This is a genomic window from Nocardioides sp. NPDC023903 (assembly GCF_040639295.1).
Taxonomy (GTDB): Bacteria; Actinomycetota; Actinomycetes; order Propionibacteriales; family Nocardioidaceae; genus Nocardioides.
The window spans coordinates 1-24,894 of the sequence record NZ_JBEZZS010000040.1; the positions used below are offsets into that span (position 1 = coordinate 1).

Annotated in this window: 27 protein-coding genes; 15 read left to right on the forward strand and 12 right to left on the reverse strand. The window is 69.4% G+C overall.

All coding sequences use genetic code 11. From position 1 onward, the window contains the following. Positions 1 to 113: 113 nt before the first annotated feature. The 4 genes from AB0F44_RS26335 to AB0F44_RS26350 are packed head-to-tail and all read left to right on the forward strand — an operon-like array spanning position 114 to position 4,031. Positions 114 to 1,109, forward strand: coding sequence for an ABC transporter substrate-binding protein (locus tag AB0F44_RS26335; protein WP_357359848.1), 996 nt, complete (start codon positions 114 to 116; stop codon positions 1,107 to 1,109). After that, the gene (locus tag AB0F44_RS26340) at positions 1,109 to 1,960 is read left to right on the forward strand and encodes an ABC transporter permease (RefSeq protein ID WP_357359768.1); all 852 of its coding nucleotides are present in this window, start codon (positions 1,109 to 1,111) and stop codon (positions 1,958 to 1,960) included. The genes AB0F44_RS26335 and AB0F44_RS26340 overlap by 1 nt, the downstream gene beginning before the upstream one ends. Continuing rightward, complete coding sequence (locus AB0F44_RS26345; protein ID WP_357359770.1) at positions 1,933 to 2,685, forward strand: ABC transporter ATP-binding protein; 753 nt, start codon at positions 1,933 to 1,935, stop codon at positions 2,683 to 2,685. The genes AB0F44_RS26340 and AB0F44_RS26345 overlap by 28 nt, the downstream gene beginning before the upstream one ends. Beyond that, entirely contained in the window at positions 2,685 to 4,031 is a 1,347-nt protein-coding gene (locus AB0F44_RS26350; RefSeq protein ID WP_357359772.1) for an LLM class flavin-dependent oxidoreductase, read from the forward strand. Before AB0F44_RS26345 ends, AB0F44_RS26350 begins: the two co-directional genes overlap by 1 nt. Here the strand turns inward: AB0F44_RS26350 and AB0F44_RS26355 are convergent. Then, complete coding sequence (locus tag AB0F44_RS26355) at positions 3,968 to 4,381, reverse strand: helix-turn-helix domain-containing protein (protein WP_357359774.1); 414 nt, start codon at positions 4,379 to 4,381, stop codon at positions 3,968 to 3,970. The genes AB0F44_RS26350 and AB0F44_RS26355 overlap by 64 nt on opposite strands. A 47-nt stretch (positions 4,382 to 4,428) precedes the next feature. Here AB0F44_RS26355 and AB0F44_RS26360 point away from each other — a divergent pair, with 47 nt between their 5' ends. Beyond that, positions 4,429 to 5,391 carry an MBL fold metallo-hydrolase gene (locus AB0F44_RS26360; RefSeq protein ID WP_357359776.1) on the forward strand — a complete coding sequence of 321 codons (963 nt, stop codon included), beginning with the start codon at positions 4,429 to 4,431 and terminating at the stop codon, positions 5,389 to 5,391. A gap of 25 nt (positions 5,392 to 5,416) precedes the next feature. Here AB0F44_RS26360 and AB0F44_RS26365 read toward each other — a convergent pair whose 3' ends face one another. Continuing rightward, positions 5,417 to 6,448 (reverse strand): LCP family protein, encoded by a 1,032-nt coding sequence (locus AB0F44_RS26365; RefSeq protein ID WP_357359777.1) that lies wholly within the window; start codon positions 6,446 to 6,448, stop codon positions 5,417 to 5,419. Positions 6,449 to 6,756: 308 nt separating this feature from the next. Here AB0F44_RS26365 and AB0F44_RS26370 point away from each other — a divergent pair, with 308 nt between their 5' ends. Together AB0F44_RS26370 and AB0F44_RS26375 are read left to right on the forward strand one after the other, a co-directional pair. After that, entirely contained in the window at positions 6,757 to 7,512 is a 756-nt protein-coding gene (locus AB0F44_RS26370; RefSeq protein ID WP_357359779.1) for an ATP-binding protein, read from the forward strand. Then, positions 7,499 to 8,173, forward strand: a complete 675-nt coding sequence (locus tag AB0F44_RS26375) for a response regulator transcription factor (RefSeq protein WP_357359781.1) — start codon at positions 7,499 to 7,501, stop codon at positions 8,171 to 8,173. The genes AB0F44_RS26370 and AB0F44_RS26375 overlap by 14 nt, the downstream gene beginning before the upstream one ends. Positions 8,174 to 8,192: 19 nt before the next feature. On the opposite strand, the gene AB0F44_RS26380 is transcribed toward AB0F44_RS26375, so the two are convergent. The 4 genes from AB0F44_RS26380 to AB0F44_RS26395 are packed head-to-tail and all read right to left on the reverse strand — an operon-like array spanning position 8,193 to position 11,833. Then, positions 8,193 to 8,825, reverse strand: a complete 633-nt coding sequence (locus AB0F44_RS26380) for a DapH/DapD/GlmU-related protein (protein WP_357359783.1) — start codon at positions 8,823 to 8,825, stop codon at positions 8,193 to 8,195. Between the two features lie 60 nt (positions 8,826 to 8,885). After that, the gene (locus tag AB0F44_RS26385; protein ID WP_357359785.1) at positions 8,886 to 9,917 is read right to left on the reverse strand and encodes a hypothetical protein; all 1,032 of its coding nucleotides are present in this window, start codon (positions 9,915 to 9,917) and stop codon (positions 8,886 to 8,888) included. Beyond that, positions 9,914 to 11,164 (reverse strand): MFS transporter, encoded by a 1,251-nt coding sequence (locus tag AB0F44_RS26390; RefSeq protein ID WP_357359787.1) that lies wholly within the window; start codon positions 11,162 to 11,164, stop codon positions 9,914 to 9,916. The genes AB0F44_RS26385 and AB0F44_RS26390 overlap by 4 nt, the downstream gene beginning before the upstream one ends. 6 nt (positions 11,165 to 11,170) lie before the next feature. After that, positions 11,171 to 11,833, reverse strand: a complete 663-nt coding sequence (locus tag AB0F44_RS26395; protein ID WP_357359789.1) for a hypothetical protein — start codon at positions 11,831 to 11,833, stop codon at positions 11,171 to 11,173. 164 nt (positions 11,834 to 11,997) lie between these two features. On the opposite strand from AB0F44_RS26395, the gene AB0F44_RS26400 reads away from it, so the two are divergent. From AB0F44_RS26400 to AB0F44_RS26420, 5 genes are all read left to right on the forward strand, one after another. Then, the gene (locus tag AB0F44_RS26400; protein WP_357359791.1) at positions 11,998 to 13,569 is read left to right on the forward strand and encodes an AMP-binding protein; all 1,572 of its coding nucleotides are present in this window, start codon (positions 11,998 to 12,000) and stop codon (positions 13,567 to 13,569) included. A 2-nt stretch (positions 13,570 to 13,571) separates the two neighbouring features. Continuing rightward, on the forward strand, positions 13,572 to 14,447 hold the full coding sequence (locus AB0F44_RS26405) for an SGNH/GDSL hydrolase family protein (protein ID WP_357359793.1): 876 nt from the start codon (positions 13,572 to 13,574) through the stop codon (positions 14,445 to 14,447). 28 nt (positions 14,448 to 14,475) lie between these two features. Next, positions 14,476 to 14,883, forward strand: coding sequence for a 4'-phosphopantetheinyl transferase superfamily protein (locus AB0F44_RS26410; protein WP_357359794.1), 408 nt, complete (start codon positions 14,476 to 14,478; stop codon positions 14,881 to 14,883). Further along, a complete protein-coding gene (locus AB0F44_RS26415; protein ID WP_357359796.1) occupies positions 14,876 to 15,277 on the forward strand; it encodes a VOC family protein in 402 nt (133 codons plus the stop codon). Before AB0F44_RS26410 ends, AB0F44_RS26415 begins: the two co-directional genes overlap by 8 nt. 393 nt (positions 15,278 to 15,670) lie before the next feature. Then, a complete protein-coding gene (locus tag AB0F44_RS26420; RefSeq protein ID WP_357359798.1) occupies positions 15,671 to 16,945 on the forward strand; it encodes a DUF222 domain-containing protein in 1,275 nt (424 codons plus the stop codon). 745 nt (positions 16,946 to 17,690) lie between these two features. Here the strand turns inward: AB0F44_RS26420 and AB0F44_RS26425 are convergent. From AB0F44_RS26425 to asnB, 6 genes are all read right to left on the reverse strand, one after another. Then, the gene (locus AB0F44_RS26425; protein ID WP_357359799.1) at positions 17,691 to 18,026 is read right to left on the reverse strand and encodes a metalloregulator ArsR/SmtB family transcription factor; all 336 of its coding nucleotides are present in this window, start codon (positions 18,024 to 18,026) and stop codon (positions 17,691 to 17,693) included. 4 nt (positions 18,027 to 18,030) lie between these two features. Continuing rightward, positions 18,031 to 18,672, reverse strand: a complete 642-nt coding sequence (locus tag AB0F44_RS26430; protein WP_357359801.1) for an SRPBCC family protein — start codon at positions 18,670 to 18,672, stop codon at positions 18,031 to 18,033. Between the two features lie 43 nt (positions 18,673 to 18,715). Further along, positions 18,716 to 19,651, reverse strand: coding sequence for a hypothetical protein (locus AB0F44_RS26435; RefSeq protein WP_357359803.1), 936 nt, complete (start codon positions 19,649 to 19,651; stop codon positions 18,716 to 18,718). Beyond that, the gene (locus tag AB0F44_RS26440) at positions 19,644 to 19,871 is read right to left on the reverse strand and encodes a hypothetical protein (protein WP_357359804.1); all 228 of its coding nucleotides are present in this window, start codon (positions 19,869 to 19,871) and stop codon (positions 19,644 to 19,646) included. The genes AB0F44_RS26435 and AB0F44_RS26440 overlap by 8 nt, the downstream gene beginning before the upstream one ends. Positions 19,872 to 19,951: 80 nt before the next feature. After that, a complete protein-coding gene (gene nadE, locus AB0F44_RS26445) occupies positions 19,952 to 20,971 on the reverse strand; it encodes an NAD(+) synthase (RefSeq protein WP_357359806.1) in 1,020 nt (339 codons plus the stop codon). Then, on the reverse strand, positions 20,968 to 22,986 hold the full coding sequence (gene asnB, locus AB0F44_RS26450) for an asparagine synthase (glutamine-hydrolyzing) (protein ID WP_357359808.1): 2,019 nt from the start codon (positions 22,984 to 22,986) through the stop codon (positions 20,968 to 20,970). The genes nadE and asnB overlap by 4 nt, the downstream gene beginning before the upstream one ends. A 182-nt stretch (positions 22,987 to 23,168) precedes the next feature. Here asnB and AB0F44_RS26455 point away from each other — a divergent pair, with 182 nt between their 5' ends. From AB0F44_RS26455 to AB0F44_RS26465, 3 genes are read left to right on the forward strand one after another with little or no spacing between them, the layout of a single operon-like run. Continuing rightward, positions 23,169 to 23,444: an acyl carrier protein gene (locus tag AB0F44_RS26455; RefSeq protein ID WP_357359810.1), complete on the forward strand. Its 276-nt coding sequence runs from the start codon at positions 23,169 to 23,171 to the stop codon at positions 23,442 to 23,444. A 10-nt stretch (positions 23,445 to 23,454) separates the two neighbouring features. After that, entirely contained in the window at positions 23,455 to 24,063 is a 609-nt protein-coding gene (locus AB0F44_RS26460; RefSeq protein WP_350661960.1) for a serine acetyltransferase, read from the forward strand. After that, on the forward strand, positions 24,060 to 24,890 hold the full coding sequence (locus AB0F44_RS26465; protein WP_357359812.1) for a glycosyltransferase: 831 nt from the start codon (positions 24,060 to 24,062) through the stop codon (positions 24,888 to 24,890). The genes AB0F44_RS26460 and AB0F44_RS26465 overlap by 4 nt, the downstream gene beginning before the upstream one ends. Positions 24,891 to 24,894: the final 4 nt, after the last annotated feature.

The window sequence follows — 24,894 nt, forward strand, 5'->3', positions numbered from 1 at the left end:
TCGTACGCAGCACCTACGGCCCCGCTGCCGAGGCCGTTCTCGGGCTCTACCCGGCGAGCGCCTACGACGAGCCGCGGCACGCCCTGGCCGCGATCTCGACCCTGCTCCTGGGGCTGACGGCCTGCGGCGGTGCCGATGCCTCCAGTGCCTCCAAGCTCGCCGCCGACGCGGCGCTCCCCGACCAGGTCCCGGAGGGGACCGTCCTGCGCCTCGGGCTGCCGCCCATCGAGGTGGCGCTGAAGGCGTCCGGCCTGATCGACGAGGTCGAGGGCTACGAGATCGAGTGGGCCAACATCTCCGGTGGTCCGAAGAGCATCGAGGCGTTCCGCGCGGATGCGCTGGACGCGAGCTACGTCGCCGACATCCCGCCGCTGTTCGCGACCTGGACCGACACCCCGGTCAAGATCGTCGCGGTCACCGAGAACCCGGACCCGCTCGAGAACCCGATCTACGAGCTCGGCATCGCGCCGAAGTCGAAGGTCAAGACGCTCGAGGACCTGAAGGGCAAGAAGATCGCCTACTCGCCCGGCCAGGCCCAGGGTGCGCTGGTCCTCAAGACGCTCAAGGCTGCCGGGCTCACCCAGGATGACGTCGAGCTGGTCGAGATCCAGAGCGTCGACGACACCTTCTCCAACGCGCTGGCCTCCAACCAGGTCGACGTCGCCCCGCTGGGCGGGCCGCAGCTGACCTCCTATCTGGCCAAGTACGGCCGTGACGGTGCCACCTCGATCCGGACCGGCATCCGCGACGACGCGACCCTGATCTACGGGCCGGAGGAGACCTTCGAGGACGCCGGCAAGGCGGCCGCGTTCAAGGACTTCCTCGCGCTGTGGGTCAAGGCCGAGAAGTGGGTCGACGAGCACCCGGACGAGTGGATCCAGGCCTACTACGTCGATCACGAGGGACTCACGTTCGAGGACGGCAAGAAGGTCTTCGAGGGCTCCGGCCAGAACGTCATCCCGGAGAACTGGGACGACTTCATCAAGCGCCAGCAGGAGACCGCGGACATCCTCTCGAAGGAGCAGAACCATCCGGAGCTGGACGTGACCGAGCTCTACGACCGCCGCTACGAGAAGGTCATCGCAGAGGCCGTGAAGGGCGGTCAGTGATGGCCACCACCGCAGTCGAGGCGCCGATCGTCGGCGTCGTCTCCGAGAAGACCACAGACAAGAGAGTCGTACGCCGCCGCCTCGGCCCAGGGCCGCGGGTCCCCGGCACGCTGTGGATCGGACCGGTCCTGCTCCTGGGCCTGTGGTTCCTCGCTTCAGCGACAGGCGTGCTTGACCCGCGTACGTTGTCCGAGCCGTGGGTGGTGGTCGAGACCGCGCAGCGGCTGATCGCCGACGGACGGCTTCCCGAGGCGCTGGCGACCTCGGCCTACCGGGCCTCGCTCGGACTGGTGATCGGGGTCGGCGTCGGGTTGGCGCTCGCGCTGGTCTCCGGGCTCAGCCGGGTCGGTGAGGCGGTGATCGACGGTCCGGTGCAGGTCAAGCGGGCCATCCCGAGCCTGGCGCTGATGCCGCTGCTGATCCTGTGGCTCGGGATCGGTGAGCCGATGAAGGTGATCACGATCGCCCTCGGCGTACTCATCCCGATCTACATCCACACCCACAACGGGCTGCGTGGCATCGACAGCCGCTACGCGGAGCTCGCCGAGACCGTCAGCCTGGGGCGCGGCGCGTTCGTCCGGCATGTGGTGCTGCCGGGCGCGACGCCGGGCTTCCTGCTCGGGCTGCGGTTCGCGGTGCTCAACGCGCTGCTGTCGCTCGTGGTCGTCGAGCAGGTCAACGCGACCAGCGGCATCGGCCACATGATCACCCTCGCGTCCAGCTACGGCCAGACCGAGATCATCGTCGTCGGCCTGGTCGTCTACGCCCTGCTGGGCCTGGTCGCCGACGGCATCGTCCGCTTCACCGAGAGGAAGGCACTGGCATGGCGACGCACGCTGGAGAGTCACTGACAGCACCCGAGGGACCCGCCGTACGCGTCGAGGGGCTGCGTCGCAGCTTCTCCGAGGCCGGCGGGGTGCTCAACGGGCTCGACCTGACGATCGCCCGCGGCGAGTTCGTGGCGCTGATCGGGCGCTCGGGCTCCGGGAAGTCCACGCTGCTGCGGGCCCTGGCTGGTCTCGACCGCTCGGTCTCGGGATCGGGTGTCGTGGACGTGCCCGAGCGGGTCTCGGTCGTCTTCCAGGACTCCCGGCTGCTGCCGTGGCGGCGGGTGCTGGACAACGTGATCCTGGGGCTGTCAGCCTCCGATGCTCGTGCCCGTGGTCTCGAGGCGCTCTCCGAGGTCGGGCTCGAGGGCCGTGACAAGGCCTGGCCGCACGAGCTCTCCGGCGGCGAGCAGCAGCGCGCGGCGCTGGCGCGGTCGTTGGTTCGCGACCCGCAGCTGCTCCTCGCCGACGAGCCGTTCGGCGCCCTGGACGCGCTGACGCGGATCAAGATGCACAAGCTCCTCAAGAAGCTGTACGCCGCCCACAACCCCGCCATCCTGCTGGTCACCCACGATGTCGACGAGGCGATCGCGCTCGCCGACCGGGTGATCGTGCTGGGCGACGGCGTCGTCGGCTCCGACCTCCGGATCGACCTGGGCGCGAAGCGGAGCCCGGGCGACCCGCGGTTCGCGTCGCTGCGGGCCCAGCTGCTGGCCGAGCTCGGCGTGGTCGAGGAGGAGGTGGCCTGATGGGTGCCCGACAGCTCCACTTCAACCTGTTCCTGCTCGACACCGGTCACCACGAGGCGTCGTGGCGGCTGCCTGCCTCGGACCCGCACGCCAACCTGTCGCTCGCGGCGCATCAGCACCTGGCGCGGGTGGCGGAGGAGGCCAAGTTCGACTCGCTGTTCCTGGCCGACTCCCCGGCCCTGTTCGGCGAGCCCGGCCGTCGGCCGTCGGGGCGGATCGAGCCGACCGTGCTGCTGTCCGCGCTGGCGGTCTCCACACAGCACATCGGCCTGATCGCCACGGCCTCGACGTCGTACAACGATCCGTTCAACCTCGCCCGCCGGCTGGCCTCGGTCGACCACATCTCCGGCGGACGGGCCGGGTGGAACATCGTCACGACGGCGGGGGACGCCGCGGCGCGCAACTTCGGTCTGGAGGGGCAGCCGCTGCACAAGACCCGCTACGAGCGGGCTTCGGAGTTCCTGGATGTCGCCACCAAGCTGTGGGACAGCTGGGACGACGACGCGATCGTGGCGGACAAGGACGCCGGAGTGCATGCAGTCGGAGACCGGATTCGGCCGATCTCTCATGTTGGGCCTCACTTCTCGGTCGAGGGTCCGCTCAACCTGGCGCGGTCGCCGCAGGGCCACCCGCTGCTCGTCCAGGCAGGCTCCTCCGACGACGGCAAGGAGTTCGCGGCCCGCTGGGCCGAGGCGATCTTCACCGCCCAGCCGACACTGGCCGAGAGCCAGGCGTTCTACGCCGACATCAAGCGGCGCGTCGTCGCCGCCGGCCGCAACCCGGATCACGTGCTGGTGCTGCCCGGGATCGTTCCGGTCCTCGGCGAGACCGAAGCCGAGGCGCGTGAGCTGGAGGCCGAGCTCGACCGGCTGATCGCTCCGGAGTACGCCGTCGCCCAGCTCGCTCAGCTGCTCCGGGTCGATCCTTCGCGGCTGGACCTGGATGCGGAACTGCCCGACGATCTACCTTCGGAAGACTCCATCGAGGGTGCCAAGAGCCGCTACACGCTCGTCGTCGACTGGGCTCGTCGTGATCGGCTGACCGTGCGGGAGCTGATCGGGAAACTGGGTGGTGGGCGCGGTCATCGCACCTTCACCGGGACCCCTGTCCAGGTTGCTGACACGATCCAGCACTACTTCGAGAACGGTGCCGCTGACGGGTTCAACATCATGCCCGCTGTGCTTCCGTCGGGGATCGAGGCGTTTGCTTCCTCTGTCGTGCCGATCCTGCAGGAGCGTGGGCTTTTCCGGACTGAGTACACCGGGGTCACTCTTCGGGATCACTATGGGTTGCCGCGTCCGGAGCGGGTCGATCTCGGGGAGGTTGCCTCCCCGGCGATCGCGTAGTCGCGGCACTGCCGGCACTCGTCGACGACCGGATGCTCACACTCCGCGGTGTGGCGCAGGAAGGTGGCTGCCGCATCGAGTCGGTTCGCCTCCGCGGCCATCCGCTCGGCTGAGGCTGTCAGCCGGGCCGAGCGGTGGCCAGCGGGGGCGGATCGGAGCTCTCTGATCTCCGCGAGGCCGATGCCGGCTTGGCGAAGGCGATGGATGATCCGCGCCTCGTTCACGTGCTGATCGGTGAAGTCTCGCTGATTTCCGTTCTGCCGGCTCGGCGCGAGCACCCCTTCGTCCTCCCAGTGCCGCAGGACGTGGGCGGGTACGCCGACGAGGTCGGCGGCCAATGAGATCCGCATGAAAGCATCTTGCCTTCAGGTCGACCTGAAGTTCTAGCGTTCGGGACATGGAACTACGCAACCGACCCAACCCGTTCGCAGGACTCGATCCACTGCCCGCCGCCTACACCTCCCGGCAGCTGGTGGAGACGGCTGTGGCGGGAGCTCGCTCGTTCGTGGCGCCGAGACGAGCCGACCGGCGCCTGCTGGACTCGTTGTCGGAGCGCGCGCAGGGTCCGCTGCCACCGGCGACGAGAACCGTCCGGCTGCAGACGCTGCGGCAACGACCGCGCCCGGTTCCGAGCCGACTGTTGTACGAGGGGATGCCGGGCGCGGGGCGGCTGAGCCTCCAGTCCTTCGTGGTCCATCATCCCGAGGCGACGATCCTCATCGACCCGGCGGTGCCACGAGACGCTGACGCCCAGGCGGTGTCCGAGCTCCAGCCGCTGCTACGGCGGATCGTACGACCGCCGGCGACGACGATCCCGACGGTCGAGGCCCTCGCGACGGCGGGAGTCAGACCCGACCTCGCCCTGAGCACTCACGCCCACTGGGACCACGTCTCGGGGCTGCTCGACCTCCCGGGTCTGCCGGCGGTCCTCCATGACGAGGAGCTGACCTGGGCCGCTGCCGGGGACCAGGCACCGGTGGGCGGCGTACGCCGTGGGCTCGCGGATCGGGACCTCCTGGAGTTCTCCCTCGACGGGCCGCCGGTCCTCACCTTCGAGCGGAGCCACGATCTGTTCGGCGACGGCAGCGTCGTGCTGGTGGACCTGGCCGGGCACACGCCCGGGAGCGTCGGCGTCCTGCTCGCCACCGCGGGCGGGCCCGTCCTGCTCGTCGGAGACGCCGCGTGGCACGGGCTGCAGATCGAGCACCTGCGCCAGCGTTCCGGCTTCCCCGGCTGTCTGGTGGACGTGGATCGTGAGCAGACCTGGCGCGCGCTGCACCGTCTCCATGCCCTGCCGGCCTCGGTGAAGGTGGTCCCTGCCCACGACCACGAGCGGGCGTCCGACTGGGCCACCCCGTGAGCAACCGGTGATCGACGATCTCAGGTCAGCGGACGACGTCGGGTGTCAGCAGATCCTGGTTGTCCTCAGCCCACTCACCCATCCGATCCTCACGGACGGCCCGCCATAGGTCGCGGTCTCGGGAGGGGTCCAGGCGTACGACTGACTGGTCGCCGACCATGCCGGTGCCGTCGGTGGGGACGGTGAGGTAGCTGATGTCGTCGGTGCGCAGGTTGCGGAGGGAGGCGGCGAGCTTGGCCATCTGGGTCGTCGACCAGTCGTCGTCGACGGAGGCGTGCTTCGAGAAGAGGGAGAGGAGGTCGACGACCTGGTCGGGGTTCTTGCGCAGCTCCTGCTCGAGGGTCTGCTTGAGCAGCGTGCGCAGGAAGGCCTGCTGGCGGGCGACGCGGTCGAGGTCGCCGTCCTTGAGGCCGTAGCGCTGGCGTACGTAGAGGAGTGCCTCCTCGCCGTTGAGGTGGTGGCGGCCGGCTTCCCAGCGGACGTCGCGGGCGGAGTCGTAGACGGTCTTCGGGATGTCGATGTCGACGCCACCGATCGCATCGGTGAGGGCCTTGAAGCCGTCCCAGTCGATGACGGTGAGGTGGTCGATGCGTACGTCGGTCATCTTCTCTACGGTCTCGACCGTGAGGTTGGGGCCGCCGAAGGAGTAGGCCCAGTTGACCTTGCCCTTGCCATGCCCGGGGATGTCGACCCAGGAGTCGCGCGGGATCGAGATCACCGAGGCGGAGTCGCGGTCGCCGTCGATGTGGACCAGCAGCATCGTGTCGGAGCGTGCCTGACCCGGCTCCCAGCCGGGCGCCTCGGCTCCGGTGGTGGGTGCGTCCGAGCGGGTGTCGGTGCCGAGGACCAGGATGTTCGTCGCGTCGGCGGCCGACCCGGAGGAGGGCTTGGCGGGCCGGTCGGTGAGCCCGGTGAACGTGTCGGGCAGCCGCTGGATGTTCCCCTCCACCTTCGCCTGGAGCCACAGGACCCCGGTCAGAGCCGCGGCGCAGAGCAGGAGAAGACACACCAGCAGCCCGATCAGCGGCTTGCGGGCACGACGCCATCCGCGCCGCACGGGGGGCTCGTCCGCAGGTTCCGGCTGCGGCGGCACGGGCGGATGATCGAGGATGGCCACCCGAGTATGGGACCCGGGACTCCCTCCATATGGGGTCCAGATGCTCGCCATTCCTCAATTTGAGGCACCAGTCGGTAACGGCCGGTAACCAAAAATAGGTAGGCGATACGTCCTCCGGACTGAGTGAGTAAAGTCCCTTTGCCGTACGGCGCTGTTCGTGGCGGACCTTCAGGTCCACGCGTGTTTCATGCGCCTGGCTGCGTCTTGGGAGGGCGTGGCACGAGGATGACCAGGGGAGAGCTGTGTCAATGTCAAGAGTCGGTCGGGATGAACGTGCCCGGCTGCACGAGGCTGCCTCGGCGCTGGCCGGGATCCGGGCGGCGACCACGCTGCTCAGCTCGCCGGGCGCGATCGGTGACGACCGGCGGGCCGCGATGACGGCGATGGTGCAGAGCGAGCTGGAGCGGCTCGAGCGGATGGTCCGCCGGCAGCAGGATGCCGCGAGGCCGGGGATCCCCGAGCCGCGTGGCGATGAGATGCAGGCCGGCGAGATGCGGGCCGAGGTGATCGACCTCGACTCCGTGGTGGCCACCATGGTGCTCGCTCACGAGGCCAAGGGCACAGACGTCGTGTGGCGCCCCAGCCGGATGCTGGCGCTGGGCGACTCAGACCAGCTGACCGAGGCGCTCAACGTGCTCCTCGACAACGCCGCGGACCACGGGAGCGGTTCGGTCCGGATCGAGGTACGTGCCGCCGACCAGGCGAGCACCTCGGTCGAGATCGCGGTGACCGACGACGGGCCGGGGGTTCCTCCCGAGCTGCGCCGGCGGATCTTCGCCTGGGGCGTCAGCCGACCGGGCTCCACCGGCCAGGGCATCGGCCTCCACGCCGCGCGAGACCTGATGGAACGCCAGGGCGGCTACCTCGAGCTGGTCGAGGCGGGCGAGCAGACCACCTTCGTCCTCGGCATCCCGATGCTCGGCTGTGCCGACGGCGGGGCAGGCGACGGGGCCGACCAGCACGACACCCCGACCCGGGGAGGTCGCCGTGGTGTCGCCGCGTAAGAGGGTGAAGGTGGTCATCGTCGAGGACCACACCCTGTTCGCCGAGTCGCTCGAGCTGGCTCTCACCTTCGAGGGCTACGACGCCCACCGCGTCGACCTGCCCGAGGAGCCGCCCTCGGAGGCCAAGCTCACCTCGCTGATCATGCGCTCCCAGCCGCGCATCGTCCTGCTCGACCTCGACCTGGGACAGCACGGTTCGGGCGTACGCCTCATCGCACCGCTCGCCAGGGCTGGTGCCGATGTCGTCGTGGTGACGGGATCGACCGACGAGACCCGCTGGGGGCATGCCCTGCACGTCGGGGCTCGCACGGTCCTGTCCAAGACGGTGCCGCTGGGCGAGATCCTGGGCACCGTGCGCAGGCTCAACTACGGTCTCAGCGTGCTCGACGTCGACGACCGTGAGCGCCTGATCCGGGCGTGGGTGGGGCAGGAGCAGGACGTCATCGAGATCCGTCGCCGGCTCGCCCAGCTCTCCCCGCGGGAGTCGCAGGTGCTCGAGCACCTGATGGACGGCTTCACGGTCGGCGAGATCGCCAAGCTCCGTGTCGTGTCCGAGGCGACGGTGCGCACCCAGGTGAAGTCGATCCTCGCCAAGCTCGGCGTCTCCTCCCAAATCGCGGCGGTCAGCATCGCCCACAAGGCCGAGTGGCGGGCCGCCTGACCCTCGGTCGACCGGGTCCTCAGACCGCGACCAGGCCGTCGTCCTCGCTCGTGCCGCGCAGGACGTAGAGCGTGCCGGTCCTCGGGCAGCGCCAGGCATCGCCCTGGGCGACCAGCGGCGCGCCCGCGTGCCCGACCCAGCCCATCCGCTGCGCCGGGACCCCGACAACCAGCGCGTGGTCGGGTACGTCGCGGGTGACCACCGCGCCCGCCGCGACCATCGCCCAAGCGCCGATCGTGACCGGCGCGATGCAGACGGCCCGGGCGCCGATGCTCGCGCCGGTGCGTACGGTCACGCCGACGGCCTCCCAGTCCTCGCCGTCCTTGAGGGTGCCGTCAGGGTTGACGGCGCGGGGTAGGTAGTCGTTGGTGAACACCACCGCCGGCCCCACGAACGCACCGTCCTCGAGCACCGCCGGCTCGTAGACCAGCGCATGGTTCTGGATCTTGCAGCGGTCTCCCACCACGACCCCGGGACCGACGTACGCCCCGCGGCCGATGATGCACTCGCTGCCCACCCGCGCGTGCTCGCGGACCTGGGCCAGGTGCCAGACAAGGGTCCCGTCCCCGATGGTGGCACGATCGTCGACGTCCGCGCTGGGCTCGATTCTGGGCTCGTCCCTGGGAGCGGCGTGAGTCTCCTCAACGGTCATCCCCACAGCAAACCGGGACTGGTGCGGCGAGTGGCGCGGACCGGGGAAGGAGTACCCGATTCAGCGTAGAACCGCGGGCGAGGCCGCCTCCGGGACGAGCACGCGAGGGGTCGCGGAGGCCGTGGTGTCGAGGGCCCAGATGTCGCTGACCGGCTCCCCCTCGCGCTCCAGGCCGTAGAGGACGGTGTCGTCGTCGAGCCACTCGATCTGGTCGTCGATGCTGTGCGTCTCACCGGCGAGCACGGTGCGTCGGCCGGTGGCGAGGTCGAGGACCGCGGGCGTCCACCGGGTGCTGTCCTTGTCGGCCTGCTTGAACGCGATCCGGGTGCCGTCGGGCGAGAGCGAGGGACACTCGACGTGGTCGGCGATGGTCGTCAGCGAGCGTTCGGTGAGGTCGCCGCGGGCCAGGTAGGTCCGTCCGCCCGTGGCGACGGTGGCGTAGAAGGTGCGGTCGTCGTCGGCGAAGGTGATGCCCCAGATGTTGCGGTCGACCGGGGCGACCCGGCGGCCGTCGACGACCAGCTTGAACTTTTCCAGGTCCCCGTAGCTCGCCCCACCGATCCGGCGGATGAGGGTGCGCGTCGAGAACCCGCTGACCATGTAGGAGTCTCCGTTGACGAACACCGTCGAGGCGACGAGCTTGCCGTCCGGCGAGATCCGGGTGCGGCTGGGCAGCCCGGGCAGGTCGGCCCCGTCGACCTCCCGCCACTCCTCACCCGGGGTCGAGCTCGCCAGGTCGGTCGCCCGGTAGCGGCTCACCACGCCCCGCTCGGTCGTCAGGCAGGAGATCGATTCGGCTTGGGCGTAGACCCGGTCACAGCTCAGGTCGGTGAGCGCCCGGGCGCCGCCAGGGTCTGCCAGCGCGACCGCACCGACGTGGCCGTAGTCGGCGTCGCGTCCGGTGTGCTGGAAGAGGATCCTCGGCCCCTTCTCCACCTGCGCCAGGGAGGTGGTCGTCGCGGCCGTCGCCGTGGACGTACGCCTGTCGTTCTCCGCGATCGCGGAGAGGGCGTACGCCGTCACGCCGGCGGTGACGAGCACGACGATCGCGCCGAAGACGGTCGTGCGCTGCTTGGCCCAGAACGTTGTCATCGCACCGCCCTGCGCATCACCGCGAGCCCGGCCGGAATGGCGGCGACCAGCACCACGCACACCGCGAGCATCGCGACCCGGGGGCCGACGGCGTACCAGAGCAGGCCGAAGCCGGTGGCCGCGACGAGCCGAGCCAGCGCGACCGCGGTCTGGGCGGTGGCGATGCCGCTGGCGCGTACGGTCTCGGGGACCAGCTGCCCGGCGACCGCGGCCAGGGTGCCGTCGGTCGCGGCGTAGAAGACGCCGAGGAGGAGCACCGCGGCGCACGTCGTCCAGAGCATCCCTGACCCGGTCGCGGCGCACAGATAGGCGGCCGCGAGCGGAAGGTGGCCGAGCACGAGGACCCTGACCCGCCCGACCCGGTCCGCGAGCCGGCCCATCGGGACGGCCAGGGCGAGGTAGGCGAGGTTGGTCCCGACGTAGAGGACCGGGAACCACTGCGCCGCGAAGCCGCCGGTCTCCAGCAGCGCCAGGTAGACGAAGCCGTCACCGATGGTGAGCAGGGCGAGCACGGCGGACACACCGGTCACCCGCGCGAGACCTGGCGTGAGCACGGTGCGCCAGCGCACCTTGGGGGCCTTGACGCGCGGCTCGCTGCGGCGAGGAGTCACCCGGCGTACGGCTCCGGTCCGGAACGGCACGAAGAACGCCATCGTCGCCACCCCGAGCACCGCGAAGCCGAGCGAGACGACCAGGACGGTGTCGTAGCCGTCGGCGATCCGCCACAGGATCACGAACGCCAGCAGCGGCCCGAGCGTGGCTCCGATCGTGTCCAGCGCCCGGTGGACGCCGAAGCTGCGGCCGAGGTGCGCCGGGTCGCTGGAGGCCGCGATCATCGCATCGCGCGGAGCGGTGCGTACGCCCTTGCCGACCCGGTCCAGCGAGATCGCCGCCGAGATCGTCCCGAAGCCGCCGGCGAAGATCAGGCCTAGCCGCGCGACCGCGCTCATCGCGTAGCCCGCCAGCGCCACCGGCTGCGGCCGGTCGGTGCGGTCGGCCGCCCACCCGGCCGCGATCCGCACCAGCGAGGAGACGCCCTGGTAGAGCCCGTCGATGAGTCCGTACGCCACCGGCGAGAGCCCCACCACCGCGGTCAGGTAGAGCGGCAGGATCGCCGAGACCGACTCCGAGGAGATGTCGGTCAGCAGGCTGACGATGCCGAGGGTGACGACGGTCCGGGATACCCGCCCGCCTGTCTGCCGCGGCTCGGCACCCGTGGTGGGTCGGTCGCTGAGAGAGAGGTACACCGGCGCTCAGGTCTTCGTGCGGAGGACGGAGTAGAGGGTGAACTCGACGTTGCGGCGGCCGGTGTGGGTGACCGTGACGCTCACGGTCTCGTCGCCGCGGTTCAGCGACAGCGCGGGAGTGTTCTCGACCGACGTGGTCGTGACCTCCTTGAAGCCGTGCTGCGCGAGGCGGGTCCGGTAGTGACGGAGTACGTCGCAGGGTTTCCGGCAGCTCGCGGTCAGCGCCACCTGGAGCACGCCCTTGGTGGGCGAGACGCTGGAGACGTCGACCGTGGTGCGGGACGGGGGTGCGAGCGCCGTCGGGTAGCCGGCCACCAGGGCGTCCTTACGGACCGCCTGCTTCGGCAGCGGCTCCGAGATCAGCGCCGCCGTCTTGGTGCGTGGCTTCTGGGTGAGTCCGGGCAGGCCCGACTCGGTCGGCGTCGAGGCCGCCTCCGGCAACGCCTCGGTCGCGGGCTCGGGGTCCTTCTCCGACTTCTTGCCGGATCCGGATCCGGTGCCGGCTTCGGAGCTCGGGTCGGCGCCCGGCGAGCCGGACTGGGACGAGGAGCTCGAGCCGCCGCCGTCGTTGCCGGACGAGGAGTCGGCGAAGCGTCCCGGCGCCCAGAAGATTGCGACGCCGACGAGCACGCCGAGCAGCACGAACATGAGGAGGCGCTTGGGGTTCACGAGACCAGTCGACGCGTAGCGGGGCCGAGTCGGGACCGATGGGTCGGTCGCGTACTCAATTTCAGGCAGCCTGCCGAGCGGCCCACCGCCGGTCGAGGTGAGGCATGCGACGTTGCCGTTGCCGGGAACGGTCCCGGCCCAAGCATCCCGGGGGACGGGCCACGTTGAACACTGCCGACTTTCTTCTCGAGCAAGCGCCCGAGGATTCGATCGCGCTCGCCGAGGCGGGTCGCGAATACACCTTCGAAGAGCTGCGATCCAGCGTGTCCGTGCTCATGGGACGGCTCTCCGTGCTCGGTCTGACTCCGGGTACGCCGGTCGGGATCATGGCGCCCAACGGGCTGTTCTGGACCTCGGCCTATCTCGCCGCGCTCCGGATGGGGCTCGTCGTGGTGCCACTGGCCGTCACGCTGCCGACCGAGGAGGTCGTGGCCCGCGCGCGCTGGGTCGGCGCCGACGCGCTGTTGGTGGGGCGTGCGCAGGCCGAGGCGCTGAGGCTGAGCCTGCCCAGGAGTCTCCCGGTCGTGGTGGAGCGGAAGGAGCGGCTCGTCCCGAAGCAGCGGTCGACGCCGGTCGAGCTGTCCGAGGCGGTCGAGGTCGACCCGGACCAGGACGCGCTCTACATGTTCACCTCCGGCACCACCGGCGACCCGCGCGCGGTGCGGATCACCCACCGCAACATCCAGGCCAACACGACCTCGATCCTCGGCTACCTCGGCATCACGTCGGAGGACCGGATGCTGGTCGTGCTGCCGTTCACCTATGTCTTCGGGCTCTCGCTCCTGCACACCCATCTGCGCGCCGGTGCCGCGATGGTCATCCAGCCGACGTTCGTCTTCCCGCAGGCGGTGGTGGACCGGATGACCTCCGCGCGCTGCACGGGGTTTGCCGGTGTGCCATCGACCTTCGGGATGCTGCTGCGCAACAGCACCTTCGGCAGCACCGCCATACCGTCGCTGCGGACGATCCAGCAGGCGGGTGGCCGGCTGGCCCCCGCTCTGGTGGAGCAGATGGCGTGCGCCCAGCCGCAGGCCCGGGTCTTCGTGATGTACGGCGCGACCGAGGCCACCGCCCGGCTCTCCTACCTCCCGCCGGAGGAGGTCACCCGGCGGCCCGGGTCGATCGGCCGGGGCATCCCGGGCGTGGACTTGCGGGTGCTCGACCGCGACGGCGTGCACGTCGCCCCCGGTGAGGTCGGCGAGATCTGGGCCAGCGGCGCGAACATCTCGCCCGGCTATCTCGACGATCCCGAGGCGACGGCCCGCAAGATGCCCGGCGGGATGCTGCGTACGGGAGATCTGGCGAAGGTCGACGAGGACGGCTACATCTACGTGGTCGACCGGGTCGAGGACTTCATCAAGTCGTGGGGGCACCGGATCGCGAGCCAGGACGTCGAGTCCGCGGTCCTCTATCTGCCGGACGTGGTGGCGGCTGCCGCGGTCGGGCTCCCGGACGACGCTGCCGGCGAGCGGGTCGAGCTCGTGGTGGTGCGGCGGCGCGGGTCGCTGCTGCGCGGCGCCGACGTGATCGCGCACTGTCGCGAGCGGCTCTCGAAGCACATGGTGCCCGAGGTCGTCCGCTTCGTCGACGCGCTGCCGCTGAACGCGAACGGAAAGGTCATCAAGCGCGACGTACGCGCGATGTGTCTGCGGCTGGCCCAGGAGCCGGCCGAGGGGCAGGACGACGACGTCGATGATGCGGATGATGCCGGCTTCGAAGGGGTCAAGGTGGGTTGAGGATGTCGATGCGAAAGGTGTCCGGTTCGGTGAAGCTGCTGGCCGGAGTGTGGGCAGGAGTGCTGGTGGTCGCGGTCGCGCTGGCCGGGGCATGGTTGCTGAGGAGTCCAGGGATGAACGAGCACATCGCGATCGCAGAGCCCAGCGAGTCCGAGCTGCAGGTCGCGGGGCAGACCAAGGTGCTCTTCGGGCACAACTCCGTCGGGATGAACATCCTCGACGGGGTCTCGAAGGTGTACGCCGACGCCTCTGTGCCGGCGCCGGCCATGGCCGATGTGACTGGTCCCGAGATCTCCGGTGCCAGCATGACTGATGCCGAGGGCGCGACGATGCGGCATGCGTACATCGGGGTGAACGAGGACCCGCTCAGCAAGTTCGCGGCGTTCACGGAGCTGGTGGACAGCCCGGCCGGGAAGGACGTCGACGTCGCGCTGATGAAGCTCTGCTACGTCGACATCATCGCCGCCACCGATGTGCAGGCCGTCTTCGACGGCTATGTGTCGATGATGGAGGAGGTGGAAGCAGCCCATCCGGACGTACGTTTCCTCTACACGACCGTGCCGCTCACCGCCGACCGCAACTGGAAGTCCAAGGTGAAGGCGGCCCTGGGTCGTGACGACGAGATGGGACCGGCCGACAACATCGCCCGGGAGCGCTACAACGCGATGATCCGGGAGAAGTACGGCGCCACCGGCCGCCTCGTCGACATCGCCGCCGCCGAGGCCGACGGCACCGGGGAGCGCAGCCAGGACGGCAGCACCTACTACGTGCTCAACAAGAACCTGACCTTCGACCGCGGTCATCTCAACGAGGTCGGCTCGGAGGCCGTCGCCGCCGAGTTCCTCAAGATGGTGGCGACCCACAGTCCGGTCGCCTGAGGTGCTGACAAAGGGCGATGAGCGTGCGATGAGCCTGCAGGGGGTCGGGATCGACATCGCCGACATCAGGCGCTTCGCTCGGCTCCTGGCGATGCGTGGTTCCGGGTTCGCGGTGCGCTGGTTCACCGACGCCGAGATCGCCCAGTGCATGGCCGCGACCACCCCCGCCACGGCCTTCGCGATGAGGTACGCCGCCAAGGAGGCCGTCTGGAAGGCCCTCGGTCCCGGCGAGTGGTCCGGGCCGCTGCCGTGGCGCGGGATCACCGTGCTCGAGGATTCTCCTGGGTCTCTCGAGGTCACCCTCGAAGGCCCTGCGGCCGATCTCGCGGCTCTGGCCGGTGTCACCGCGGTCCGTGTCGCCACCGTTCCCGGGCCCCGGATGGCCATCGCCACGGCCGTCGCCGAAGGCGCCGTGATGCGAGGCGACGATGCCTGACCTACGACTCGACCACATCGGCATCCAGGTCCGCGACCTGCACCGCACCGCCGAGGCCTTCGAGCGGCTCTTCGGCTACCGCCGCGCCACCGACCCGGTCGTCAACACCCGCCACGGCGTCCGCGGGATCTTCCTGGAGAAGCCCGACTCGATCGCCATCAAGCTCATCACCCCGGTGACTCCTGGGCCGCATGCGTACGGTCTCCATCACCTGGCCTTCATGGCCCCTGATCTCGAGTCGACGCTTGTCGAGCTCGGAGTTGCTGGGGCTCGTACGCTCAGTCCGCCGCAGCCGGGGGAGATGTTCGACGACGAGCTCATCGCGTTCGTTCGTGCTGCTGGGATCAATGTCGAGCTCATCACTACTGATCGGCGTCGGGCTCGGATCCGCTGACCTTGGCTGTCTGTCGCGGACTGTGTTTTCGGGGTTGGTGTGGGCCGCCGACCCGTTTTGGAGGGTCTTCTCGATCTGGACCGGCGTCAAGGACGCCCTTCGGGCGCCGGCTTCGCCGGCCGCCTTCGGCGGTCCTGGACTCCGGACCAGATCGAGAAAGATTTGGCTGGCTATCGGGGCGGCGGCCCGGGTGTGGCGCAGCGGATTCTTGTTTGGGCCGGGTGAGGTTGATGGGGCGGAAGGGTGGCCCTTCGGGCCACTTACCATCCACAGATGCGAGGTTGTTCACTCAACGCCAAACCGCCTTTGACCTGCATAAATGGGTGGTCAGACGCGCGTTCGAGGCGTAGAATCAGACCCATCACAGCACACCTCTGAAGGAGAGGGATGGCGATGAGTCTCGGCCGCTCGATCGACCACTGGGGCACCAACCCCGGCGACGCGATCGATGCTGCCTTGAAGGCCATCGAGACCGCCGTTCAGGAGCTGCTGGCCACCGATCCCGCGTATTGGCGTACCGGGCAGAAGAAGGACTTGCTGGAGCGGTTGGAGAAGCTTCAGGCCCAGCAGGCTGCGTTGAAGCTGAGGGTGCTCGCCTTTGCTGGCGACATCGCCGAAGAGACCGGCGCCAAAGACGCCTCCGCGTGGATGCGCGCTGAACTCTTGATCGACAAGGGCGTGGCCCGGTCCCAGATCAAACTCGCGGCCAGTGTCGCGAGGTACGACCTCGTCGCCGCCGGCCTCGCCGAGGGTGTGGTGTCCCAGGACAAGGCCCGGGTGATCACCAAGGCGTTGGACAAGATCGTGGCCGACCCGGTCGCGAGTGTTGAGGACCTGGTGTTGGCTGAGAAGCTGCTGGTCGACCACGCCACCCGGTTGACCGCGAACGAGCTCCGCATCGTCGGCAAGCGGATCCTGGCCGAGATCGACCCGGTCCGGTTCGAAGACGCCGAGGCCAAAGCCCTCCTGGCTGAAGAGGAACGCGCCCAGCAGAAGACCGCGCTGCGGGTCTGGGACAACCACGACGGCACGATCGGGTTCGACGGGGTGTTGCCGACGTCGATGGGGATGAGGTTCAAGCGGCTGGTGGAGGCCTACGCCCAACCCCGCAAGCAGCAGTTGGTCGCCAAGAGTGCTCCGTTGCCGCTGTGGGAGCGGTTGATGGGTCAGGGCTTCGCCCGGCTCCTGGAGACCATCGACCCGGCCGCCCTGCCCCGCCACGGCGGCGATGCCACCACCATCAACGTGGTGATCAGCCTCGAGGAGCTCCGCAAGGACCTCGGCATCGCGACCCTGGGCTACGACGAGACCAACGGCGCCACGATCTCCGCGGCCGAGGCGCGTCGGATGGCGTGCAACGCCACCATCATCCCCTGGGTCCTGGGTGGTGATGGTGAGGTCCTCGATGCCGGTCGAGGCAGCAGGTTCTTCCAACCGATCCAGCGCAAGGCGATGCGACTCCAGCAGAAGTGCTGCCAAGCAGAAGGCTGCGACATGCCACCGGAATGGTGCGACGCCCACCACCTCGACCCCTGGGCCGCAGGCGGAAAGACCGACCTCAAAGACGGCGCGCTGCTCTGTCCGCACCATCACCGCCTCGCGCACAACCCGGCTTACGTTCATGAGCGACTACCGGACGGCACGATCCGGTTCACCCGCCGCCCCTAACCGGGTGGGTTAAAAGTGACTCCACCGGGACCTGCCCCACCAGGCCCGACGACATCACGGCTGACCGGTCTCGGCTCTCGCGCTGAAGCTGCCGCGCTCTACCGAGCGACGTGGAGCGCATGGATGCTCGTCGCTCTCGGACGTCGGCCGTCGCCAGGAGCTGTCCGAGGATCGGGCTCCGTCGAGACAGACGTTCGCGCGGCTGATCGCGCCGTCCCCTACCTGTGCCCAAAGAGCGTGTCGGCCAACTCTCGACTCCACGCTCGGCGTTCCCTGCTGGTGGGGACACTTCCCCACGGCGGCGAAGGTTCCCCACGCTCCGGAGGATGGGGAAGCTCCGCGCCCGTTGGGAACTCTTCGGATGAGTGGGGAGATGGTGCCCGGCGGCACCGAACCGACCCGACCAAAGCGCCGGCTCACTTGTGAACGATTCACAAGGTCGCGTCCACTGCCGTAGGCACCGACGAGGCACCAGGCGCCCGCGCACGACCAGCCACAGCCCCACGCCCATACCCAACTGAATCCGCCGCGCCACACCCTCGCCGCCGACCCGATACAGGCGAAGTCTTTCTCGATCGGGTGCCGGGTCAAGGATCGCCGGAGGCGACCGGCGAAGCCGGCGGGCGAAGCCCGTCCTTGACGCGGTGCATGATCGAGAAACAATCGAAGCAAGGGTCGGCGGCGAACACCGAAACGAAGCCACGGTCACCTCCGCGCGCCTTCCCGGTCCCACCCCAATGCAGTTTCAGTCCCCCGTAGAACCCTCTCGACGCCCCCGCCGAATCTCAGTGTCGAGAGCGTCCAGGTGCTGGGTCCAGAAGCGACGGAAAGGTGTGAGCCAAGCGTCGACCTCGGCCATGGGCCCGGTGTCGAGGGAGTAGATGCGGCGGGTGCCGTTGGGGCGTACGTTGGCGAAGCCGTGCTCGCGCAGGACCTTGAGCTGCATGGAGACGGCGGGCTGGCGGATGCCGAACTCGGCCGAGATGGTCTCGACGATCTCGCCGGAGGTGAGGTCGTCGGCGGCCAGGAGCTCGAGGATGCGGCGGCGTACGGGGTCGCCGAGGACGTCGAAGGCGTGCAAGCGGCTAGTCCGGCATCGCGGTGTAGGCGGCGACGCAGCGCTCGCCGGCGGCGCGGGCCTGGTCGGGGGAGGTGCCGAAGGCGATGTCGGCCTCGACCCAGGCGGCAGCGGAACCCTTCGTGTGCTCGATCATCGCGGGCAGTACGTCGGGGGACATCGGGTCCATCTTCTCGGCCTCGGGGGCGGAGAGGTGGAGGGCCAGGCCGAGCAGCATCTGCTCCCAGCCGATGCCGACGGCACTGGGGCCGAACTCCTTCCACTGCTCCGGCGGGACGGGGGCGGAGTGCTCGAGGCGGAGCAGCGTACGGCCGCCGGAGGCGGTCAGGGTCGCGTCGACCCAGGACATCATGTCGCCGTAGGCCCAGGTGATCGAGAGCAGCTTCGGGCGGTCGCAGGCGAGGATCTCGCCGCCGGCGTTGCCCTCGAGCTGGTAGCGGCCGCCGACCTCGAAGTCGCCGGTGACCGGCATCAGCCAGCGCGGGATGCGCTCCTTGGTGGTCAGCGCGTCCCAGACCTCGTCGGGCTCCGCGTCGTAGCTGCGCTCGACGACGAGCACGCGCAGCTCCTCGCCGCCGCGGGTCGTGGTGGTCAGGGCGCGGTTCACGGCGCCTAGGTGGTCGGCAGGGATGAAGGGTGGTGTGCTCATGCCTGCCGACATTATATCAACGAATCTTGATATTCAACCCTGATCAGCCGGGCAGGTGCGCCTCGGGCCCGACGAACCGGAACGCGATCTGTAGCTTCTTGAGGCTCCGGGGATCCGGCGTGGACTTTGCGCCGGTTCCGCCCATCTTGAGCTCGAACTTCTTCCAGGTGGCGAGGGTGGCGTCGTCCACGATGCCGTTGACCACGAGGTTGGCGCCCGCCTTGACGTTGAGCGCGTTCTGGATCCACCCAACGCCGTTGGTGCGGATCCGCTTGCCCTGGCGGAGCCCCGCGGCGATCTGGAACTGCTGCTGGACGATCGCCAGGTTCGACTTGGTGTTCTTCGGCTTCCACACGGGCTTGGCCCTCGACCTCGCGTACGCCGCGTAGTCGAAGATCGTCGCCCTGATGTCGGCGGGGTGCCAGGCCTTGTCTGTGTTCGCGCCGTGCTGGCCCTTCAGGCCGAACGCGTGGTGCAGGTAGTCGTCGAGCTGCGAGCTCGTGGCCCGGAAGCCGAAGAGCGCCGAGCCCCCGTCGACGTACTTCCCCACCCTGACCCCGAGGTCGCGGAAGTCGTCGGTCCGGACCACGCCGGACTGCGGCGGAAGCGTGAACCCGTGGATGTGGTGGCCGAAGGCCGGCGGGAACCGGTACCAGCAGGTGTACCCGAGCGCCCGTAGCCACTTCTCCTGGGTCCGCCAGTTCACGCCCGGGATGTGCAGGTCGGTGCACGCGTCGTGGTCGTGGGTGCCCGCGGACGCCCTGACGGTGTCGTTGAACGGCGCCTGGATGATGACGATCCTGGTGCCGAACTTCTTCTGCGCAGCGGTGTCGATCGCGCACAGGTGCGCGATGGTCCGAGCCGACCCCTTGACCTGCTTGCCGCTCGAGGTCGTTCGTGACCACAGCGCCAGATCGGTCTGCTTCGGGGGGTTGTTCCAGTCGATCGACTTGCCGTTGAGGGTGAGCATCTCACTCATAGATCAGGTCCTCCGGAAGATCCTCGGCAGGGATCATCGCGTCGGTGCCTGCGGTCTCCGCAGCCTCGCCGTCCTCGGTGTCCTCGTCGAAGATGTTGATTGCGGTGACGGCCTCGTCGATCTCGATCTCGAGTGCATCGATCATCGGCTTGGCTTCGGCGTCGGAGAGACCGAGTGACAGGTCTACGATCTCGCCGGGTTCTGGTGATGGATCGGACATGGAACCTCCTGGGTTCTGGGTGGGACATGCCTCCACCACCCTGTTCCGGTCACCGAACGGCGAGCCGCAGCCTCGGAGATCTACCTAGGACTGGCGATCTCGGCGACGTCCTCGACGAGCATCGGGGCCGCATGGAAGTAGGCGGTGGTACGCCGCTTCTGCTCGATGTCGCGGTAGACGCGCTCGACCTGCTCGACGGTGAGCCCGGTGGCCTCGGCGACCTCGGCGGTCGGTACGCCGTGGTTGAGCCCGTAGAGGCACAGGTCCATCCGCTGGTAGGGCAGCGAGAAGTAGAACTCCTCCTGCGACTGCTCCAGGGAGTAGGTGTCGGTGGTCGAGGGACGGGCCTGGATCTCTTCGGGCACGCCGAGGTGGGCGGCCATCGCGTAGACCTGCGACTTGTAGAGGTGCGCGATCGGCTTCACGTCGGCGGCACCGTCGCCGAGCTTCACGAAGAAGCCCTGGTCGTACTCGAGCCGGTTCGGGGTGCCGGCGACGGCATAGTTGAGCCGGTCGGCGTGAAAGTACTCCAGCGCCTTGCGGGCACGCTGCTTGAAGTTCGTCGCGGCCACGATCTCGAGGTAGGCCTCGGTCGTCAGCCGGTGCGTGCTCTGGGCGCCGGAGGGGTCCTCGACGACGACCGAGAAGAGCCGGAACGCGTCGGAGTCGACCACGCTGGGCAGCACGATCTTCGACTTCCAGCCCTGCCCGTACGCCGGCACGACCCGCCGGATCGCGTCGTCGCGGCGCTGGTAGGCACCGAGGCCGACCAGCACCGGCGAGATGTCCTCGAGTGTCGAATCGATCCCCAGGGCGTCGGTCAGCTTCGTACTGAACCCGATCGTGTCCTCGGAGGACTCCTGCTCGGGCATGTGCAGCGCGAAGACCCGATCCGGGCCGAGCGCCTTGACCGCCAGCGCGGCCACCACGCTGGAGTCGATCCCGCCAGAGACCCCGAGCACGATTCCCTTGCGCTTGTTGGCCACCAGGTAGCGGCGGATCGCGTCGCCGATCCGGATCGCCTCCGCCTCCTCGTCGATACGGAGCGTCTCCAGTCCGTACGCTGCGTTCTGGCTGTTCGCGGTCATGATGGTGGTCATGCTGGGGTCCTTCCGGTGGGCTCGAGGCTGGTGGTCCCGAGAATCTGGTCGAAGACGGTGAGTGGCGTTGGCGGTGAGGCCGATGCGATTGGTGCGGTGAGCAGCTCGCTGTGCAGCAGCTGGGTCGACAGGACGGCGACCAGGCGCATGTTGTCGGTGTTGCCGAGGCCGCGTCCGCCCGTGCGCCGGGCCTTCTCCAGCAGCCGCTGGACGAGGTCGGGCCGGAAGACCCCGGCGGCCTCCAGCGCGGAGCCGGAGGTGACGTCGAAGACCCAGTCCGGGGTGCCGCCGGCGAAGAATGCGGCTGCGTCAGGCGCCCGGTAGGGCTGCTTGGGGCGGCGCAGGATCTCCTCGGGGACCAGGTCGGCGAAGGCCCGCTTGAGCAGGTGCTTCTCGTCCATGCCGAAGATCTTGTGCTCGGCCGGGACCCGTCCGGCGAGCTCGGCGACGTGCGGGTCCAGGAACGGGAACCGGCCCTCGACCGAGTTGCCCATCAGCATCCGGTCGCCCTGGGAGGCCAGGATGTAGCCGGGCAGCAGGGTCGTCATCTCCAGCCACTGGGCGCGCGCGACCGGGTCCCACGAGGCGGCCGAGGCGGGTATCGCGTCGACGACGCCGGCCGCACTGCCACCGACCGACCGGATCTCCGGCCGCAGCATCGAGGCCAGCACCGCCGTGGAGTCCCACCGCGGCCGGTGCGACATCGCCAGGTCGTCGGCAGAGAGGTTGCGGGAGAAGAAGCTGCGCGCGAACGCCGGCGCCTGGTTGGGGGAGCGGTGCATCCACGGGTAGAGCTGCTGGACCGCCGCCTCGGCGGCCTCCGGGTCCCGCAGCCACAGGTCGCGGATCTTGGCCTCGCGGAAGATGTCGTAGCCACCGAGCACCTCATCGGCGCCCTCGCCGGTCACGACCACCTTGAAGCCGGCCTCCCGCACGAGCCGGGAGAGCAGGAACATCGGCGCCGGGGCGGTCCGCAGCAGCGGCGACTCGGCGTGGCGTACGACCTGGGGGAAGACGTCGGCGATGTCGCGCTCGCTCACCACGACGTCGTGGTGGACGGTGCCGAGCCGCTCGGCCATCAGCGCCTGGAAGCCGCCCTCGTCGAACTCGGCCTCGGCGAACCGCAGCGAGAAAGTGTGCAGGGGCGCCGACGTGAAGCCCGCAATCGCCGCGGCCGTGACCGCGGAGTCGATCCCGCCGGAGAGGTACGCCGCCACCGGCACGTCGCTGCGCTCGAACCGCAGCCGGGTGGCGGCCATCAGCGTCGTACGCAGCGCCTCGGCGTTGGCCTCCAGGTCGGTGAGCTCCTCGGCCCCCGCCGGCGGGAACGAGGGCGCCCAGTAGCGGCGCTCGACCTCGACCCCGTCCCGGAAGGAGAGATACGAGCCCGGCGGCACCTGAGCGATGTCGCGGAAGACGGTGCGCGGCGCGACCGCCGACCACAGCGTCAGCACCTGGTCCAGACCGGCCGGGTCGAGCTCGCGCGGGACGTCGGGGGAGGCGTACAGGGCCTTGACCTCGGAGGCGAAGAGCAGCTGCCCGGCGGCGCGCGTGTAGAAGAGCGGGCGTACGCCGAAGCGGTCCCGGGAGAGGACGAGCGTTCCGGTCCGGCGGTCCCAGATCGCCAGCGCCCATTGGCCGTTGAACCGCTCGAAGCAGCCCGGTCCCCACTCCTCCCAGGCGTGCACGATGACCTCGGTGTCCGAGCGGGTGTCGAAGACGTGGCCGCGGGAGCGGAGCTGGGCGGCCAGCTCGACGTGGTTGAAGATCTCGCCGTTGAAGGTGACCCAGACCTGTTCGCTCTCGCCTGCCGTTCGGCACGAGCGGTTGGTCATCGGCTGGGTGCCGCCGGCCGTGTCCACGATCGCCAGACGGGTGTGGCCGAGCGCGACCCGCTCGTCGCGGTAGTAGCCGCTGCCGTCGGGGCCACGGTGGGCAAGGGCGCCCAGCATGTCCCGCACGAGGGCAGGGTCAGGCGCCTCGGTGCTGCTCAGCACCCCACAGATCCCGCACATGGCGCTCCTCGATCGATCCCGGACGGTGCCCGAAGGTTTGCTCGTGCAGGTATGGCAGGGCATCGGGATCGGCCGGTTTATCACCCAATGTCGGCATCTCCGGGCCTGATTTCGGCTCCCGACCCGCTTCGGCTGACAGAACAAAGGGGCATTCGTAGACCGTTCACAAACAGGGAGATGTGATGACGGACGTACAGCGCACGATCGAAGGCTTCATCCTCGACAGCCTGCTGCTGGGTGATGAGACCCGGCTGCCCGGGCCGTCGGAGTCGCTGGTCGAGTCGGGCGTGATCGATTCGACCGGGATCCTGGAGCTCATCGAGTTCCTCGAGGCGGAGTTCGAGATCTCCGTCGACGAGGCCGAGACCGTGCCCGAGAACCTCGACGGGGTCGCCAATCTGGTGGCGTACGTCGGCCGGAAGACAGCGGCCCAGGATCGAGAGAGCCTTGCTAGTTGACGGTGCCCGGGTGACAGGCGACTTCGACGTCGACCTGGCCAAGATGTACGCGATCGTCCTCGACGGTCCGCGTACGTCTTGGCTGTCCAGGCTGCGGTTCTGGCTCTTCGACTACGAGCTGCACTGCGTCGCCTGCTACCGCTTCGGACGCTGGGCGACCCGGCTGCGCACCCGCAACCGCCTGCTCGGCGTGCTCGCGCTGGGGGTCTATTGGTTCTGGAACCGGCGCAACATCCGCGTCCACCACGCCGACATCTTCCGGCGCGCCGACATCGGGCCCGGGCTGCTGCTCATGCATCGCTCGGGGATCATCGTCGGCCCGGCCGTGGTCGGCAGCAACTGCGTCCTCCACCAGAACGTCACCATCGGCCAGCGCATCGCCGACGGCGACCAGGGCCTGCCCACGATCGGCGACGACGTCTGGATCGGTCCGGGCGCGGTGATCACCGGCGCGATCACGGTCGGCGACGGCTGCACGATCTCCGCCGGGACGGTGCTGTCGAAGGACGTGCCGCCCCACAGCCTCGTCTGCGGCAATCCCGGCCGGGTCATCGCCAAGGACTACGACAACAGCAACATGATCAACTTCGTCGTTCCCAACGGGGTGCGACCGTCATGATCGCGAGCGTCGTGGTGCCGGCGCACAACGAAGCCAAGGGGCTGTCGGCGAACCTGACGGCCCTGCTCGACGGCATCCCTCACGGGGCCGTCGAGGTGGTGGTCGTGTGCAACGGCTGCACCGACGACACCGCCGCGGTGGCGCGGAAGGTCCCGGGCGTACGCGTCCTGGAGATCGCCGAGGCCTCCAAGGCGCGCGCGGTCGAGGTCGGCAACGCCTCGGCGACGACCTATCCGCGGCTGCACCTCGATGCCGACGTTCGCCTCACCGGCACCGACCTGCTCCGGCTGGTCGACGCGCTCGACGAGGACGGGGTGCTGGCCGTCGCGCCCGGACGGAGCATCCCGACCGAGCACTCCTCCTGGCCGGTCCGTGCCTACTACCGGGTGTGGCAGTCCCTCCCAGCCGTACGCAGCGGCCTGTTCGGCCGCGGAGCCTTCTGCCTCACCGCCGAGGGTCAGGCCCGGGTCGCCGCCGGCGCGAGCCTGATGAACGACGACCTGGTCGCCTCGGAGCTGTTCACGCCCGCCGAGCGCCGTGTCGTCACCGACGCGACCGTGGTCGTGCGGCCGCCGCGTACGGTCAAAGACCTGGTCAGGCGCAGGATCCGCGTCGCGACCGGCAACGCTCAAGCCGACGCCCATGGTGCTCGGCACGGATCCACATCACTCTCGGATCTCCTCATGCTCGGGCTGCGTCAGCCTGCGATCGGACTTCGGGTTCCGGTCTTCATGACAGTCACCCTCGTCGCCCGGATGCTCTCCCGCAGAGCTGTCCGGACCGGCGACTACACCACCTGGTTACGCGACGAGAGCTCGCGAGCCTGATCCG

Coding starts and splice junctions, on each gene's coding strand:
- AB0F44_RS26430 (WP_357359801.1), bottom strand. CDS start 18,672: ATGAGCACACCACCCTTCATCCCTGCCGACCACCTAGGCGCCGTGAAC.
- AB0F44_RS26345 (WP_357359770.1), top strand. CDS start 1,933: ATGGCGACGCACGCTGGAGAGTCACTGACAGCACCCGAGGGACCCGCC.
- asnB (WP_357359808.1), bottom strand. CDS start 22,986: ATGTGCGGGATCTGTGGGGTGCTGAGCAGCACCGAGGCGCCTGACCCT.
- AB0F44_RS26350 (WP_357359772.1), top strand. CDS start 2,685: ATGGGTGCCCGACAGCTCCACTTCAACCTGTTCCTGCTCGACACCGGT.
- AB0F44_RS26440 (WP_357359804.1), bottom strand. CDS start 19,871: ATGTCCGATCCATCACCAGAACCCGGCGAGATCGTAGACCTGTCACTC.
- AB0F44_RS26435 (WP_357359803.1), bottom strand. CDS start 19,651: ATGAGTGAGATGCTCACCCTCAACGGCAAGTCGATCGACTGGAACAAC.
- AB0F44_RS26355 (WP_357359774.1), bottom strand. CDS start 4,381: ATGCGGATCTCATTGGCCGCCGACCTCGTCGGCGTACCCGCCCACGTC.
- AB0F44_RS26420 (WP_357359798.1), top strand. CDS start 15,671: ATGAGTCTCGGCCGCTCGATCGACCACTGGGGCACCAACCCCGGCGAC.
- AB0F44_RS26385 (WP_357359785.1), bottom strand. CDS start 9,917: ATGACAACGTTCTGGGCCAAGCAGCGCACGACCGTCTTCGGCGCGATC.
- AB0F44_RS26370 (WP_357359779.1), top strand. CDS start 6,757: ATGTCAAGAGTCGGTCGGGATGAACGTGCCCGGCTGCACGAGGCTGCC.
- AB0F44_RS26360 (WP_357359776.1), top strand. CDS start 4,429: ATGGAACTACGCAACCGACCCAACCCGTTCGCAGGACTCGATCCACTG.
- AB0F44_RS26410 (WP_357359794.1), top strand. CDS start 14,476: ATGAGCCTGCAGGGGGTCGGGATCGACATCGCCGACATCAGGCGCTTC.
- AB0F44_RS26415 (WP_357359796.1), top strand. CDS start 14,876: ATGCCTGACCTACGACTCGACCACATCGGCATCCAGGTCCGCGACCTG.
- AB0F44_RS26465 (WP_357359812.1), top strand. CDS start 24,060: ATGATCGCGAGCGTCGTGGTGCCGGCGCACAACGAAGCCAAGGGGCTG.
- AB0F44_RS26455 (WP_357359810.1), top strand. CDS start 23,169: ATGACGGACGTACAGCGCACGATCGAAGGCTTCATCCTCGACAGCCTG.
- AB0F44_RS26405 (WP_357359793.1), top strand. CDS start 13,572: ATGTCGATGCGAAAGGTGTCCGGTTCGGTGAAGCTGCTGGCCGGAGTG.
- nadE (WP_357359806.1), bottom strand. CDS start 20,971: ATGACCACCATCATGACCGCGAACAGCCAGAACGCAGCGTACGGACTG.
- AB0F44_RS26340 (WP_357359768.1), top strand. CDS start 1,109: ATGGCCACCACCGCAGTCGAGGCGCCGATCGTCGGCGTCGTCTCCGAG.
- AB0F44_RS26380 (WP_357359783.1), bottom strand. CDS start 8,825: ATGACCGTTGAGGAGACTCACGCCGCTCCCAGGGACGAGCCCAGAATC.